Here is a 14,056-nt window from a genome sequence, read left to right on the forward strand (position 1 = left end):
ATCTGAATACAAAAAGTACCCTGATTACAACAATGAAACGTTGTGATCAGGGTGTTTTTGTTGAGGGAATTCCGAAGACAATCAGAAGGATTGCTATAGTAAAATCTGCATAAAAACAAAATCTTTACTTTGTGCAACTGGTAGAAATGAGAAATATTCTTAAATATTTATTGACAAAGTTATATATTTGAATAATAATGTAATTACTTTAATAAAACATTTAATAAAAGATAGTAAATAACAAGAAGTTCAAAGTACATTCAACAAACAAGGAGGAAAATATTATGTTACAGCAGGTTATGACAAATCCAGGAGAAATCATTTTCAGAGAGGTTCCCGTACCAGAGATTAAAGACAACCAGGTTTTGGTTAAGATTATGAATATTGGTATCTGTGGTTCTGATATCCATGTATATCACGGAAAACATCCTTTTACAAAATACCCGGTAACCCAGGGACATGAAGTATCAGGAGAAGTGGTAAAAACAGGTGATGCAGTAACAGAATTTCATGTGGGACAGAAAGTAACAATTGAGCCACAGGTATATTGTGGACATTGTTATCCATGCCGTCACGGAAAATACAATCTCTGCGAAGAGCTGAAAGTAATGGGATTCCAGACAACAGGAACTGCATCCGAGTATTTTGCAGTTGATGCATCAAAAGTAACACCGATACCGGAAGATATGTCTTATGAAGAGGGCGCAATGATCGAGCCTCTGGCAGTAGCTGTTCATGGAGTTAAACAGATGGGCGATGTAACAGGAATGAATATTGTAGTGATAGGAGCCGGTCCGATCGGAAATCTGGTAGCGCAGTCTGCAAAAGGGATGGGAGCAGCTAAAGTTATGATCACAGATGTCAGTGATCTTCGTCTGGAAAAAGCAAAAGAGTGTGGAATTGACGTATGTGTCAACACAAGAAATAAAAATTTCGGGGAAGCAATGGTAGAAGCCTTTGGACCGGATAAGGCAGATGTTATCTATGATTGTGCAGGAAATAACATTACAATGGGACAGGCGATCAAATATGCAAGAAAAGGAAGCGTGATTGTGCTGGTTGCAGTTTTTGCAGGAATGGCTGAGATCGATCTGGCAGTTGCAAATGATCATGAGCTTGATATCAAGAGCACAATGATGTACAGACATGATGATTATGTAGACGGAATCAGACTGGTGAATGAAGGAAAAGTGCATTTAAGACCGCTGATCTCTAAGACATTTGCATTTAAAGATTATCTGAAAGCATACCAGTACATTGACGATAACCGTGAGACCACAATGAAAGTGATTATCAATGTGCAGGAAAAATAAAATACCCTGCTGATCATAAGCATTATGTAAGACCAAGATATAATAAAAAAGACTGCTGTAAAGAACACATGAGTAAACGGAAAGACGGAGGATGGCAGCAGGCAGGAGGAATTATGGAGAGTAAAAACGAAAATGTAAAAGTTCCGTTGATCAGTAAAATCGCATATGGATTTGGCGATGTAGGATGTAATTTCAGCTGGATGTTCGTCAGTAATTTTCTCATGATTTTTTACACAGACGTATTTGGAATTAGTATGGCAGCAGTCTCTGCCCTGATGCTGTTTTCGAGATTTTGGGATGCGATCAATGATCCGATCGTGGGTGGACTGACAGATAAAACCAAAACAAAATGGGGACGTTATCGTCCATGGCTTCTCATTGCAGCTCCGATCACGGCCGTGCTTCTGATTATGACATTCTGGGCACATCCGGATTGGTCGGACAGATCAAAGGTTATCTATATGGTAATTACATACTGTCTGCTGGTACTTGGATATACTTGTGTAAATATCCCGTATGGCACCCTTTGTGGAGCAATGACACAGGATATCGATGAACGTGCAAAGATTAATACATCACGTTCAGTATCTGCAATGGTTGCAATTGGAATTATCAATATCATTACAGTTCCACTGATTGGAAAACTTGGCAGTCAAAGTGCTAAAATCGGATACCTACTGGTAGCAATCATATACGGATGTATTTTTGCAGCCTGTCATTTCTTCTGTTTCGCAAAAACAAAAGAGCAGGTGATTATGCCGGAAAAAGACAAAATATCCATAAAAGTGCAGTTAAGAGCAGTGATGCAGAACCGCCCATATATTCTGGCATTAATCGGACAGGTGTTATTCGGATTTACACTTTATGGAAGAAATGCAGATGTTTTATACTATTTCACTTATGTAGAGGGAAATGCATCCTACTATACTACATATTCCATGTGTATTATCATTCCATCCATTATCGGTGCTGCATGTTTCCAGCCGGTATTCCGAAAATTGAATAATAAAGGAAGAACTGCATCTATTTTTGCCCTTTTTACCGGAATTTCCATGCTCTGTATGTTCTTCTTCAATGTAAAAGAAACACCGGCAGCGTTCTATACACTTGCAGGAATTACACAATTCTTTTTTTCTGGATTTAACACTGCAATCTATGCGATCATTCCCGACTGCGTAGAATACGGAGAGTGGAAAACGGGCTTAAGGAATGATGGTTTTCAATATGCATTTGTGTCACTGGGAAATAAAATTGGCATGGCAATAGGAACTGCTCTACTTGCAGCACTTCTTGGAAAATATGGATATGTGGCAAATCAGGTACAGAATCCGGCTGTTCTCAGTATTATGAGACATTCCTTTACTACAATTCCGGGAGTTTTATGGATAGTGACAGCAATTGTACTGTTTTTCTATCGCCTGAATAAAAAACGTTACAATGAAATTGTAGAAGACCTGAAAAAAAAACGGGTAAAATAAAGAGTGTCGTGAAGTGAATTGCGAATATCAACAGAGTCTCCTTGAGCAGCATTAAAAAATCTGCTTAAGGAGATTTTTATATCTGGAGTTTTTGTGGTTGCATTTTTGTTTTATATGGGTATAATGGTGAGATAAGTCTGCAGATGAAAGGAAGACAATGCTGACAATATAACGAAGGAGCGGAGTATTATGCTGAAAAGATTCACCAGATATGTAACCCAGAGTGTTGCCGGAATGATCGGGATTTCTGTTTATGTTCTGGCAGATACTTTCTTTATATCTGTATATTCCGGTGCTGACGGACTGGCAGTTCTCAATTTGATCCTGCCGGTTTATGGACTGATCTATGCGATTGGGGCTATGATCGGGATTGGTTCCGCTACCAGGTATGCCATAAGCAGGGCAAAAGGAAAAAATACAGAACATTATTTCGTACAGTCAGTAACCTGGAGCATACTGGCTGCAGTTCCATTTATGCTGGTCGGAATCTTTATTCCGGACAAAGCATTGGCTTTGCTGGGTGCAGATGCCGGACTGATCGGACTTGGACGAAACTATGTGAGAATTATTCTGATCGCAACACCATTCTTCATGTCAAATTATACATTTACTGCATTTGCCAGAAACGATGGAGCGCCTTCTGTTGCAATGATCGGTTCCATCAGTGGAAGTATCTTTAACATTATATTTGATTATATATTCATGTTCCCGGTCGGTCTGGGATTTTCCGGAGCCGGACTGGCTACTGCAATCTGTCCGATCGTAACAATGAGCGTCTGTACCATACACTACAGAAGTAGCAGAAACCATGTAGGATTCCATTGGAAAAAACCGTCATTCAGACACCTGATTTCCTGCTGTCAGCTGGGAGTTTCCGCATTTGTCGGTGAACTGTCTTCCGGTGTGATTGCTATTGTATTTAATTTTCTGATCCTTGGAATCGCGGGAAATATGGGTGTGGCAGCCTATGGAGTTGTGGCAAATCTTTCTATCGTGGCATTTGCAATTTTCAACGGTCTGGCCCAGGGAGCACAGCCCCTGATCAGTGAAAGCTACGGAAAAGGTCAGCCCACTCAGGTAAGAAAACTTCTGAAATGGAGCCTGCTCGTATGTCTTGCTGTAGAAGCACTGATCCAATTGATCATCTGGACTTCAACCGACATGCTAATCAGCATTTTCAACAGCGAAAACAATGTTCAGTTATTGAATTATGCACATACAGGACTGCGTCTGTATTTCCTTGGATTTATAGTGGCAGGAATCAATATTGTACTGGTGGCATATTTCTCAGCAGTAGATGAACCTAAAATCGCGATTGTCGGATCATTCCTGAGAGGAATTGTTGCTATTGTTATCTGCGCAGTTATACTTGCGAAATTATTTGGATTAAATGGAATCTGGATCTCTCTTCTTGTAGCGGAGACAGTTACGTTTCTGACGATTCTGTTTCTGGCATATAAAGACAGAAACAGAATCGAATAACACTGTTGAAAAGGAATTCTTGTATAAACCTCCAAACTGATGTAAGATAAGATTACTCAGTTTGGAGGTTTTATTTTTATGTTTAACGAAATAAAAGATTTCGCTGCGCCGGAACTGGATGTATATGCCAGAACATCAGAAGTGCAGCTTTTACGATATTATGAACCGGAACCGGGAATTTTCATTGCGGAGAGTCCGAAAGTAATTGAACGTGCCCTGAATGCAGGATATCAGCCAATCTCTTTCCTGGTGGAGCATAAAGATCTGGAAGGAGAGGCACAGGAAATCCTGAAACAATATCCGGATGTGCCGGTTTATACCGCGGAATATGAACTTCTGGTCAAGCTGACCGGATTTGCCCTCACACGCGGAATGCTATGTGCAATGCGCAGAAATCCACTGCCATCTGTAGAGGAAATCTGCAGAAATGCCAGCCGCATAGCAGTTCTTGAAAATGTTGTAAATCCTACAAATATCGGAGCTATTTTTCGCTCAGCAGCAGCACTCCATATGGATGCAGTACTTCTGACCGGCGGATGCAGTGACCCGCTTTACCGACGTGCAGCCAGAGTCAGCATGGGAACTGTATTCCAGATTCCCTGGACATATTTTGATAAAAAAACTGTATGGCCACAGGATGGAATGAAGATTCTGCAAAAACTGGGATTCAAAACAGCGGCAATGGCTCTGCGTGACGATTCCGTAGGAATTGATGATAAAGCACTCCGGTCAGAAGAAAAACTGGCAGTCATTCTCGGAACGGAAGGTGACGGCCTTGCATCACAGACCATTGCAGATTGCGATTATACAGTAAAGATACCAATGTCCCACGGAGTAGATTCATTGAATGTGGCAGCAGCAAGTGCAGTGGCATTCTGGGAGCTGGGACACAGATAAGATATAACTCAGGAGGAAATGAAAAAATGTCTTTGGAAAAAGCAGAAAAATATCTGGAAGAAAAAGGCTTTCTTGACCATGTGATCGAACTGGAAGCATCCACTGCCACAGTAACAGAAGCAGCAGAAGCCCTTCATGTAGAGCCGGGTATGATCGCAAAGACTATGTCCTTTTTGCAGAACGATAAAGCAGTCCTGATCTTAACAGAGGGTACAGCCAGAGTAGATAACCGAAAATATAAAGATACTTTTCATATAAAGGCAAAAATGATTCCATTTGATGAAGTAGAAAACATCATCGGTCACGCTCCGGGAGGGGTATGCCCGTTCGGAATTAATGAGGGAATTGAAGTCTACCTTGACGAAAGTCTGAAACAATTTACCACAGTATATCCGGCTGCCGGCAATGATCACAGTGCAGTAAAGCTCACAATCCCGGAACTGGAACAGGTAGCAGAGGCAAACGGATGGGTGGATGTGTGTAAAGAAACAGAAAACTGATCGTTCATGGTAACACCCATGCATTACATTTATATGAAAGAATCGGTTTTACCATAGGGAATGTAAGAGGTGGAAGATTAATGAAAACAGTAAAAACTCCTGCGGGGATATTTACAATCAACAAAGTGAAAATTCCCTCAGCATACACATGTGCAGCAGAACAGAAAATAGAATATATCAGCGAAAACCATATGCAGATCACCACTATGGATCAGGCAGTATTATTTGGAAATCAGTTATTGTCCCCGAGAATCTGTCAAAGCTGCATGAATCCTGATAAAATTACAATTTATCCACTGGAAATAGAATATATTGGGGAAAAAGTGCTTTTTACAGATCACTATAGTGTAAAAGAATGGAAAAAAAGCGATCCATTACCGGAAATCCATGAATGGTATCCGCATATAAAAAAAGCCAGATGCAACCCGTGCAGGAACTGTGGAAGATGTTAAAATTGCACACTTGTTACTGTTTACTCCGTTCACAGTAACATACACTTCTTTAAATGACAGAAACAGAATGATAGGGATTGTTATCAACAGGAAACAGGAATATAATATTTCTGTTAAGCAATATTTATCCGAAAGTAATAACTTAAATGGAGATAAAAAATGGATTACAGAAAATTCGGCGAATGCTATTACATAAGAATGGATCGTAATGACGAGATCATCAGTACAATCATCGAAATATGCAAAAAAGAAAACATCAGATCAGCCACTTTTTCAGGGATCGGAGGATGCAAGGATGCAGAAATTCAGACCTTTATCCCAGAGACAGGCAGCTTCGAAGAACAGCGCATTTCCGGAATGCTTGAGTTGGTATCTTTAAACGGTAACGTGGTCACAGGTGAAAATAATACTTGTTACCATCATACCCATGCAGTATTTTCTTATAAAGATGGTGAACGACATTGCATGGCAGCAGGTCATATGAAATCAATTACTGTACTATATACTGCAGAAATCGAACTTCATCCGGTAACAGGCGGAACGATCCACCGCAAATATGATCCTGAAACAGGGACTGGATTCTGGGATTTTAATTGAATCAAGTAAGTCCCATGTTTCAATTGCGAAAAGCAATAAGCAGTGGGTAGATGTATGTAAAGAAACAGAAAACTGGTAGTTGACGGTATGATATGGAAAATGGAGGACAGAAGAATGGGTATTGTAATCAGAGAATATCAGACAGAAGACGTAACAGCAGCTATTACAATATGGAATCAGGTGGTAGAGGACGGTGTAGCATTCCCACAGGAAGAAAACCTGACAGAAGAAACAGGAGATGCTTTTTTCAAAGAACAGACTTATACAGGGATTGCAGTAAACACTGACAATAATGAAATTTTCGGTCTCTATATCCTGCATCCGAACAATGTAGGAAGATGCGGACATATCTGTAATGCCAGCTATGCAGTAAGAAGAGAACTCCGCGGTGAACACATCGGCGAGAAATTGGTTCTTGACTGCCTTGCACAGGCGAAGGTAAAAGGCTTCCGTGTTATGCAGTTCAATGCAGTGGTTGCAAATAACACCCATGCATTACATTTATATGAAAGAATCGGTTTTACCAGACTTGGCGTGATTCCTCAGGGATTCAAAATGCCGGATGGACATTATGAGGATATTATTCCGCATTATTATGTGCTGTAGAGAATAGAAATATGCTGTAGAAAAATTTGAAAGCTGTTTTCTGGATATGGAAAAGGAACAGTTCTTTGAGAGTGTACAGAATTTAACACAAGTTCTGTATACTCTTTTTTGTTAAAAATGAAACTTTATGCTCTTTGACAGGATATATAAGAATGTAAAGGTTAAAAGCTTTTAATTTTTTAAAGTATTAAAAAGAAAGTAGGGTTGATATGACAGATGAAGCAGAGCTTTTGCAACGTCTCAGGAACAGAGAAAAAAATTCAATAGATGAAGCAATCCAAATTTATACGCCGTATTTAAGTACTGTTTTGTATCATATGGCCGGCAATTCACTGCCGAAAGAGGATATTGAAGAAATTGTGGCAGACGTGTTTGTTATACTCTGGAAGAATGCAGAAAGGATAGATTTGCAGAAAGGTACATTACGGTCATATCTTGCTGCTGTTGCCCGAAATTTTGCTCTGAAACGGATAAACAGAAAAACGGATCATACAGTTCTTGAAGATATTGAACTGTCAGATGGCAAAGATTTCATTGAAGAGAATTTTTGCAATAATTATGTATGGAAAACAGTTATGAGTCTTGGCGAACCTGACAGCGAGATTTTTGTAAGACGGTATAAATTTGATGAAAAAATCAAGGACATTTCAAGAGCAATGGGACTTAATATTTCTACGGTTAAGACCAGACTTTCAAGAGGAAAAAGAAAACTCAGAAAAATGTTATCGAATGCGGAGGAAAGATTATGAGAAGAAAAAATTTGCTTAAAGAATTGGGAATACAAAAACAGGCAGATACTTCCTGCAATGCTCTTGATATTGACACAGAGAATGTCAGACAGAGAGTTTATGCAAAACTTGACTTCGCAGATACAGAAAGGAAGCAAACGACTATGAGATCAAAAAAGAAAATATTACCTTTGTTGATAGCTGCAACACTTACAATTGGAGTTACTGCTGTGGCAGCAACAGGAAAGATTTCAATGTGGACAGGTTCATCTGCATCACGTGCTGATTATACATCTCTTCCAACAGTAGAACAGGTTACAAAGGATATTGGGTATAGACCGATATTGATTGATACATTTGAGAATGGGTACTGCTTCAAAAAGGGCAATATTATAAAAAACAGTTTTAAGGATGACAATGCAAATGTAATTGAGAAGTTTAAATCCGTGTCCTTTGATTATCAGAAGAATGGAGATGTTGTATCGTTTGAACAGCAGAAATTTAACTCAAAACTTATTCCGTCAGGTGATATTATTGCTACTGTAAATGGAACAAATCTGTATTATGTACATTATATAAATAAAATGGTATCGGATGATTACGAATTGACAGAACAAGATAAAAAAGACCAGGCCAGTGGAAAAGTTGTATTCAGTTACGATGACAGCGTTTCTCAGATTGAAGTCAGTCAGGTTCAAAGCGTTAACTGGAATAAAGATGGCATCCAGTATGATTTGCTGCAAATAGATGGAAAATTATCTGCCGGTGAACTTGTAGATATGGCGAGAGAGGTTATTAATAACAGAAGATAAAGAAAAAAGATGGTGAATTCAGTCCGGTTCACCATCTTTTTGTAACTGTTGTGGAAATACCTGTATCGCAGTTGATGTATAATATGTTATAATTTACAGATAGTGGTGAAATAGCAACACTATATACGACTTAACACAAATGTAAACCAAATACAGAGAAATAGGTTGACAATCCTCCCCGCTTATGATATAAAAAGAAAGTCAAAACCAATCATCAACAGGGAAAGAGGAGAGTCTTATTATGAGTCAGTCATATGCAAAAAGCCCTGCTGCAGAGAGAAAATTTACAACCAGAGAAATGGTACTGGTTGGTATGTTTGCAGCAGTTCTTGCAGTAATATCACAGATTTCACTGCCAATGCCTACCGGTGTACCGATTACCATTCAGGTATTTGGTGTAGCACTTGTAGGAGCAGTACTTGGTTCCAGACTTGGAACTACAGCAACACTGGTTTACGTTCTGTTGGGAGCCATCGGTCTTCCGATCTTTGCTAACTTCTCAGGCGGAATCAGCAGCATTGTAGGAGTTACCGGAGGATATATCTGGGCATGGCCGATCATGACCTGGCTCTGCGGAATCCGTCCGAAAACAGAGAACAAGACAAAGAACCTTGCAATCTCAATCGGATTCGCACTGATCGGACTTCTGATCGTTGAGACAATCGGTGGTCTGCAGTGGCACTTTGTAGGAGGCTCCATGAGCATCCCGGCAATTGCAGTATACTCCTTAACAGCATTTATTCCAAAGGACATTGTGATTACAGTTCTGGCAGTCCTGATCGCAATTCCCATCAGAAAAGGAATTAACAATGCAGGAAACCGCTGAGAATAGTAACAAGCTAAAAAGTAGCCTGCCGAAAGATACTCAGGTAAAGCAGGAAAACATAAAGATTCACGGAATCGGACTTGATAAAGCAGGACGGTGTACACACTATCACACACAGCTTGACATAGCTGCATTGCTCTGCGCGAAATGCAGGAAATATTATGCATGCTATTCTTGCCATGATGAACTGGAAGATCATCCATTTGTGGCAACAACACCGGAAGAAGCTTATCCTGTTTTATGCGGAAACTGCGGCAGGAAACTTACACTTCAGGAATACAAAAAAGGCAGCTGCCCTTACTGCCACGCAGGATTTAATCCAAAATGCAGTTTACATGAGAATATTTATTTCTGTTGTACTATGTAACGTGCTTTGAAAAACATTCCCGCAATCTGCACGTCTCACTTTGCAGTATATTTTGCAGAAAGTCTTTTTAAACACAATCTAATGCAGAGGATACAAAATAACAAAAAATTTTGTATTCTCTTTTTATTTGTCAAAAAATCTGATATACTGATTAAAGTTAGAATAGGCTAACTAAATTAAACAAATAACAAGAACCCATTTCTTTTATTTGCATACAAATAAAAACAGGAGGAATAAATCAATGGATATAAATGTATTCTATGGGATCCTGATTCCTTTTCTTGGGACATCTGCAGGAGCTGCCTGTGTATTTTTTATGAAGAAGAATCTGAATGAACAGATCCAGAGAGCGCTTACCGGTTTTGCAGCAGGAGTTATGGTTGCGGCTTCCATATGGAGCCTGCTGATCCCGGCAATTGAACAGTCTTCCGGACTGGGGAAGCTTTCATTTGTACCGGCAGCAGTGGGATTTTGGATAGGGGTGCTTTTTTTGCTCTTGCTGGATCACATGATCCCGCATCTTCACCAGAACAGTGACAAGGCAGAAGGTCCGAAGAGCAGACTTCAGAGAACTACCATGCTGGTTCTTGCAGTAACTCTGCATAATATTCCGGAGGGAATGGCAGTAGGAGTCGTATACGCAGGCTATTTAACAGGTCACGCCCAGATCACTATAATGGGAGCCATGGCCCTTTCCATCGGGATTGCTATTCAAAACTTCCCTGAGGGAGCTATTATCTCCATGCCCCTGCGTTCTGAAGGGATGGGAAAGACCAAAGCCTTTGCAGGCGGAGTCCTGTCCGGGATTGTAGAACCTATCGGTGCAGTCCTCACAATCCTGGCTGCCGGCCTCATTGTCCCGGCACTTCCATATCTTTTAAGCTTCGCTGCCGGAGCTATGCTCTATGTAGTAGTGGAAGAACTCATACCCGAAATGTCTGCCGGAGAACACTCCAACATTGGAACTATTTTCTTCGCTGTAGGATTCTCTCTAATGATGATTCTGGATGTAGCTCTTGGATAAAAAAACAGCTGTCCGATTTATCACCGGGCAGCTGTCTTGGCGTTGAGAGATATTTGGGAAACAGTGGGAACCTGTGAGGGGGCAGAGTCAGTTGAATGACGTGGTTCTGTCCGGTACAGATATAAAATACCGCCAAAGAAACCAAAGATCAATCCTGTATACCCGCCACTGCAAAGGACAACAGTTACCTTTGTAACGAAGGACATACCGCCGATCATGCAGATCAAAAATCCTGCCAGAAGACCGATCGTTGTCCACCCGATAAGTGAAACAGCCAGAAAAGCTGCGGAAGCATGTAAGTCTTTTACATGTTTATTAATAGAATTCCATAATGTCTGATACATAATGATTCCTCTTTTCTCTTTCAATTCTTTGATTACTATTATAGAAACAGTTTGTAAAATACACATGCGCGCTAATGAAAAATTTCTGTAAAATTTTCTGTTTCTGTTATACGCAGAAGACAAAGACAGTACAAGACAGAAAAACAATTACGTATATTATACAAATGAATGCATTTGAAAATGATTTTATAGCAATCCTGTAAAATAATGCATCTTAATCCAGCCCATCAGAGTGTGAAATCCTGCGTCGGATATCTTTGCCGTGCGTCAGCACGCCTGCAGATATCTTCTTTGTCTTTCGCACTCTGCTGAACTGTCTTAAATGCATTATTTATGAGGATTGCTATAGGTAACAGATAACGATATAAAATGACCGTATGCGTGCGAAGCGGATTGCGAATATCTGCTTGATAATCATACATATTGCATAAAAACACCTATCTATAATTGTAAAATATATATAAATTATCTCTTGATATTTTATAAAAAGAAGAGTAAAACTTTAAATAAAAAAGAGAAATGCATAGAACAGGACAGGTCACAGAAGAAACCGGATTACAGAGAGTCGCAGGCAGGTGAGATGCGGCAGATGGTGTTTTGTGATATCACCCGGGAGCATCCCGCTGAAATCTATAGTAAGCCGGGACGTGGTCTTCACGTTACAGGAGAAGCTGTTTGACTCAGACAGTGTTAAGAGATTGTATCTGGCGACAGGTATAATAATACAAAGTGGTACCACGGAATATTCCGCCTTTGTTATTCAATTGGAAATTGGATAGCAGGGGCGTTTTTTTATATATAAATATAAAAGAAAGAAGAGGGAAGAGATTATGAGTGGAATAGTAATGATGATAATAGCCATCGTAGTGCTTGGTGGAGCATATCTTCTGTATGGCCGTTATCTTCAGAACAAATGGGGCATTGATCCAAAAGCAAAAACACCGGCATATGAGATGGAGGATGGAGTGGATTATGTACCGGCTGATACCAATGTGGTATTTGGTCATCAGTTTGCATCTATAGCAGGTGCAGGTCCTATCAACGGACCGATCCAGGCAGCAATTTTCGGCTGGCTTCCGGTTATGCTCTGGATCCTGATCGGCGGTGTATTTTTCGGAGCAGTTCAGGATTTTGCATCTATGTATGCCTCTGTAAAGAACAAAGGCCGTACAATCGGATATATCATTGAAGCCTATATCGGAAAACTGGGAAAGAAATTATTCCTTTTATTCTGCTGGCTGTTCTGTATTCTGGTTGTTGCAGCATTTGCAGATGTTGTGGCAGGAACCTTTAACGGATTTGTGACAGATAACGCAGGAACCGTTACCAAGGTAGCAGCAAACGGAGCAGTTGCAACAACTTCCATGTTATTTATCATCGAGGCAGTGGGACTGGGATTTTTCCTTAAATATTCCAAGTTTAATAAATGGATCAATACTGCAGTGGCTATTTTATTATTGGTGCTCGCAATTGCGCTGGGACTTAAATTCCCGGTATATGTAAGTCTTGGAACCTGGCATATTATTATCTTTGCATATATTCTGGTAGCCAGTGTTGCCCCTGTATGGGCGCTGCTCCAGCCCCGTGATTATCTGAACAGTTATCTGCTGATTTTCATGATCGTTGGTGCGGTTATCGGTGTATTTGCAGCCAATCCATCCTGTAATCTTAAGGCTTTTACAAGCTTTAATGTGGACGGACAGTATATGTTCCCTATTCTTTTCGTGACAATTGCCTGCGGTGCAGTTTCAGGCTTCCATTCACTGGTATCCTCCGGCACTGCGTCAAAACAGATCAAAAATGAAAAGAACATGCTTCCGGTTTCCTTTGGTGCAATGCTTATGGAAAGTATGCTGGCAATTATTGCACTGATCGCTGTTGCATCCTTTGCAGATGGTGAGGCAGCAGCACAGGGACTTACCACTCAGCCGCAGATATTTGCAGGTGCTATTGCAAACTTCCTTTCTGTAATCGGTTTGCCACATTCACTTGTGTTTACACTGATCAATCTGGCTGTATCAGCCTTTGCGCTGACTTCTCTTGACTCAGTGGCCAGAGTAGGACGTCTGTCATTCCAGGAATTTTTCCTTGATTCTGATACAGACGAGGAAAATATGAGCCCGTTCTTAAAAGTAGTAACCAATAAATATTTTGCGACGATCATTACACTGGTACTTGCCTATCTGCTTACAAAGGTAGGATATGCAGAAATCTGGCCACTGTTTGGTTCTGCCAATCAGCTGTTATCTGTACTTGCCCTTGTAGCCTGCGCAGTATTTCTTAAGAAAACAAAACGCCAGGGCTGCATGCTCTGGATTCCTATGGTATTTATGATGGCAGTTACCTTTACTGCACTGGGTATGACCATCAGTAAGCTTACAAAAGCATTATTTACCACAGGCCTGGACCTTGGAAATACCTTACAGCTTATCTTCGCAGTGTTACTGCTGATCCTTGGTGTGCTGGTAGCAATCCAGGGAGTGAAGAAGCTTTTTGAAAAAAATGATGAAAAACAGACTGCATAATCTAAGAAGGATAGCGGTTGATATTCTTACATAAAAATCTGAAAAAAGACACTTTGGGAGAGTCACCTCATCCCTAAGTGTCTTTTTTAACCGAATCAAGTAAGT

15 protein-coding genes and 1 other annotated feature are annotated in these 14,056 nt (G+C 40.3%); of the genes, 14 read left to right on the forward strand and 1 reads right to left on the reverse strand.

What is annotated here, in order from left to right; translation table 11 throughout:
• The first annotated feature begins 284 nt into the window (after positions 1-284).
• The 13 genes from G4417_RS00755 to G4417_RS00815 all read left to right on the forward strand — a co-directional run bounded on the left by G4417_RS00755 (position 285) and on the right by G4417_RS00815 (position 11,082).
• Positions 285-1,313 carry a zinc-dependent alcohol dehydrogenase gene (locus tag G4417_RS00755; protein ID WP_008706353.1) on the forward strand — a complete coding sequence of 343 codons (1,029 nt, stop codon included), beginning with the start codon at positions 285-287 and terminating at the stop codon, positions 1,311-1,313.
• A gap of 113 nt (positions 1,314-1,426) precedes the next feature.
• Positions 1,427-2,791, forward strand: coding sequence for an MFS transporter (locus tag G4417_RS00760; RefSeq protein WP_173682280.1), 1,365 nt, complete (start codon positions 1,427-1,429; stop codon positions 2,789-2,791).
• A gap of 189 nt (positions 2,792-2,980) precedes the next feature.
• Positions 2,981-4,273, forward strand: coding sequence for an MATE family efflux transporter (locus G4417_RS00765; RefSeq protein ID WP_173682281.1), 1,293 nt, complete (start codon positions 2,981-2,983; stop codon positions 4,271-4,273).
• A 78-nt stretch (positions 4,274-4,351) separates the two neighbouring features.
• The gene (locus G4417_RS00770; RefSeq protein WP_062808087.1) at positions 4,352-5,170 is read left to right on the forward strand and encodes a TrmH family RNA methyltransferase; all 819 of its coding nucleotides are present in this window, start codon (positions 4,352-4,354) and stop codon (positions 5,168-5,170) included.
• Between the two features lie 26 nt (positions 5,171-5,196).
• Positions 5,197-5,670: a YbaK/EbsC family protein gene (locus G4417_RS00775; protein WP_022379991.1), complete on the forward strand. Its 474-nt coding sequence runs from the start codon at positions 5,197-5,199 to the stop codon at positions 5,668-5,670.
• A gap of 80 nt (positions 5,671-5,750) precedes the next feature.
• Positions 5,751-6,122 (forward strand): hypothetical protein, encoded by a 372-nt coding sequence (locus tag G4417_RS00780; RefSeq protein ID WP_173682282.1) that lies wholly within the window; start codon positions 5,751-5,753, stop codon positions 6,120-6,122.
• A gap of 159 nt (positions 6,123-6,281) precedes the next feature.
• The gene (locus tag G4417_RS00785; protein ID WP_173682283.1) at positions 6,282-6,719 is read left to right on the forward strand and encodes a PPC domain-containing DNA-binding protein; all 438 of its coding nucleotides are present in this window, start codon (positions 6,282-6,284) and stop codon (positions 6,717-6,719) included.
• 114 nt (positions 6,720-6,833) lie between these two features.
• On the forward strand, positions 6,834-7,325 hold the full coding sequence (locus tag G4417_RS00790) for a GNAT family N-acetyltransferase (RefSeq protein WP_173682284.1): 492 nt from the start codon (positions 6,834-6,836) through the stop codon (positions 7,323-7,325).
• Positions 7,326-7,534: 209 nt separating this feature from the next.
• Positions 7,535-8,074: an RNA polymerase sigma factor gene (locus G4417_RS00795; RefSeq protein ID WP_173682285.1), complete on the forward strand. Its 540-nt coding sequence runs from the start codon at positions 7,535-7,537 to the stop codon at positions 8,072-8,074.
• On the forward strand, positions 8,071-8,865 hold the full coding sequence (locus G4417_RS00800; RefSeq protein WP_173682286.1) for a hypothetical protein: 795 nt from the start codon (positions 8,071-8,073) through the stop codon (positions 8,863-8,865). Before G4417_RS00795 ends, G4417_RS00800 begins: the two co-directional genes overlap by 4 nt.
• Positions 8,866-9,106: 241 nt before the next feature.
• Positions 9,107-9,691 carry a biotin transporter BioY gene (locus G4417_RS00805; protein ID WP_022381192.1) on the forward strand — a complete coding sequence of 195 codons (585 nt, stop codon included), beginning with the start codon at positions 9,107-9,109 and terminating at the stop codon, positions 9,689-9,691.
• Positions 9,675-10,058: a CHY zinc finger protein gene (locus G4417_RS00810; protein WP_202048464.1), complete on the forward strand. Its 384-nt coding sequence runs from the start codon at positions 9,675-9,677 to the stop codon at positions 10,056-10,058. Before G4417_RS00805 ends, G4417_RS00810 begins: the two co-directional genes overlap by 17 nt.
• A gap of 241 nt (positions 10,059-10,299) precedes the next feature.
• Entirely contained in the window at positions 10,300-11,082 is a 783-nt protein-coding gene (locus G4417_RS00815) for a ZIP family metal transporter (protein WP_173682287.1), read from the forward strand.
• A 20-nt stretch (positions 11,083-11,102) separates the two neighbouring features.
• Here the strand turns inward: G4417_RS00815 and G4417_RS00820 are convergent, their stop codons facing one another.
• Positions 11,103-11,426: a hypothetical protein gene (locus G4417_RS00820; protein ID WP_173682288.1), complete on the reverse strand. Its 324-nt coding sequence runs from the start codon at positions 11,424-11,426 to the stop codon at positions 11,103-11,105.
• A gap of 515 nt (positions 11,427-11,941) precedes the next feature.
• Positions 11,942-12,184: a binding site (T-box leader), on the forward strand.
• 72 nt (positions 12,185-12,256) lie between these two features.
• On the opposite strand from G4417_RS00820, the gene G4417_RS00825 reads away from it, so the two are divergent.
• Entirely contained in the window at positions 12,257-13,951 is a 1,695-nt protein-coding gene (locus G4417_RS00825) for a carbon starvation protein A (protein ID WP_055052711.1), read from the forward strand.
• Positions 13,952-14,056 lie beyond the last annotated feature (105 nt).

Origin of the sequence: Blautia wexlerae (assembly GCF_013300825.1) — a bacterium.
In the GTDB taxonomy this organism is placed as follows: Bacteria; Bacillota; Clostridia; order Lachnospirales; family Lachnospiraceae; genus Blautia_A; species Blautia_A wexlerae_B.

Bases quoted from the DNA above. Each gene is read 5' to 3' on its own strand.
- G4417_RS00780 (WP_173682282.1), top strand. From the start codon at position 5,751: ATGAAAACAGTAAAAACTCCTGCGGGGATATTTACAATCAACAAAGTG.
- G4417_RS00790 (WP_173682284.1), top strand. From the start codon at position 6,834: ATGGGTATTGTAATCAGAGAATATCAGACAGAAGACGTAACAGCAGCT.
- G4417_RS00825 (WP_055052711.1), top strand. From the start codon at position 12,257: ATGAGTGGAATAGTAATGATGATAATAGCCATCGTAGTGCTTGGTGGA.
- G4417_RS00815 (WP_173682287.1), top strand. From the start codon at position 10,300: ATGGATATAAATGTATTCTATGGGATCCTGATTCCTTTTCTTGGGACA.
- G4417_RS00795 (WP_173682285.1), top strand. From the start codon at position 7,535: ATGACAGATGAAGCAGAGCTTTTGCAACGTCTCAGGAACAGAGAAAAA.
- G4417_RS00785 (WP_173682283.1), top strand. From the start codon at position 6,282: ATGGATTACAGAAAATTCGGCGAATGCTATTACATAAGAATGGATCGT.
- G4417_RS00775 (WP_022379991.1), top strand. From the start codon at position 5,197: ATGTCTTTGGAAAAAGCAGAAAAATATCTGGAAGAAAAAGGCTTTCTT.
- G4417_RS00765 (WP_173682281.1), top strand. From the start codon at position 2,981: ATGCTGAAAAGATTCACCAGATATGTAACCCAGAGTGTTGCCGGAATG.
- G4417_RS00810 (WP_202048464.1), top strand. From the start codon at position 9,675: ATGCAGGAAACCGCTGAGAATAGTAACAAGCTAAAAAGTAGCCTGCCG.
- G4417_RS00760 (WP_173682280.1), top strand. From the start codon at position 1,427: ATGGAGAGTAAAAACGAAAATGTAAAAGTTCCGTTGATCAGTAAAATC.
- G4417_RS00805 (WP_022381192.1), top strand. From the start codon at position 9,107: ATGAGTCAGTCATATGCAAAAAGCCCTGCTGCAGAGAGAAAATTTACA.
- G4417_RS00800 (WP_173682286.1), top strand. From the start codon at position 8,071: ATGAGAAGAAAAAATTTGCTTAAAGAATTGGGAATACAAAAACAGGCA.
- G4417_RS00820 (WP_173682288.1), bottom strand. From the start codon at position 11,426: ATGTATCAGACATTATGGAATTCTATTAATAAACATGTAAAAGACTTA.
- G4417_RS00770 (WP_062808087.1), top strand. From the start codon at position 4,352: ATGTTTAACGAAATAAAAGATTTCGCTGCGCCGGAACTGGATGTATAT.
- G4417_RS00755 (WP_008706353.1), top strand. From the start codon at position 285: ATGTTACAGCAGGTTATGACAAATCCAGGAGAAATCATTTTCAGAGAG.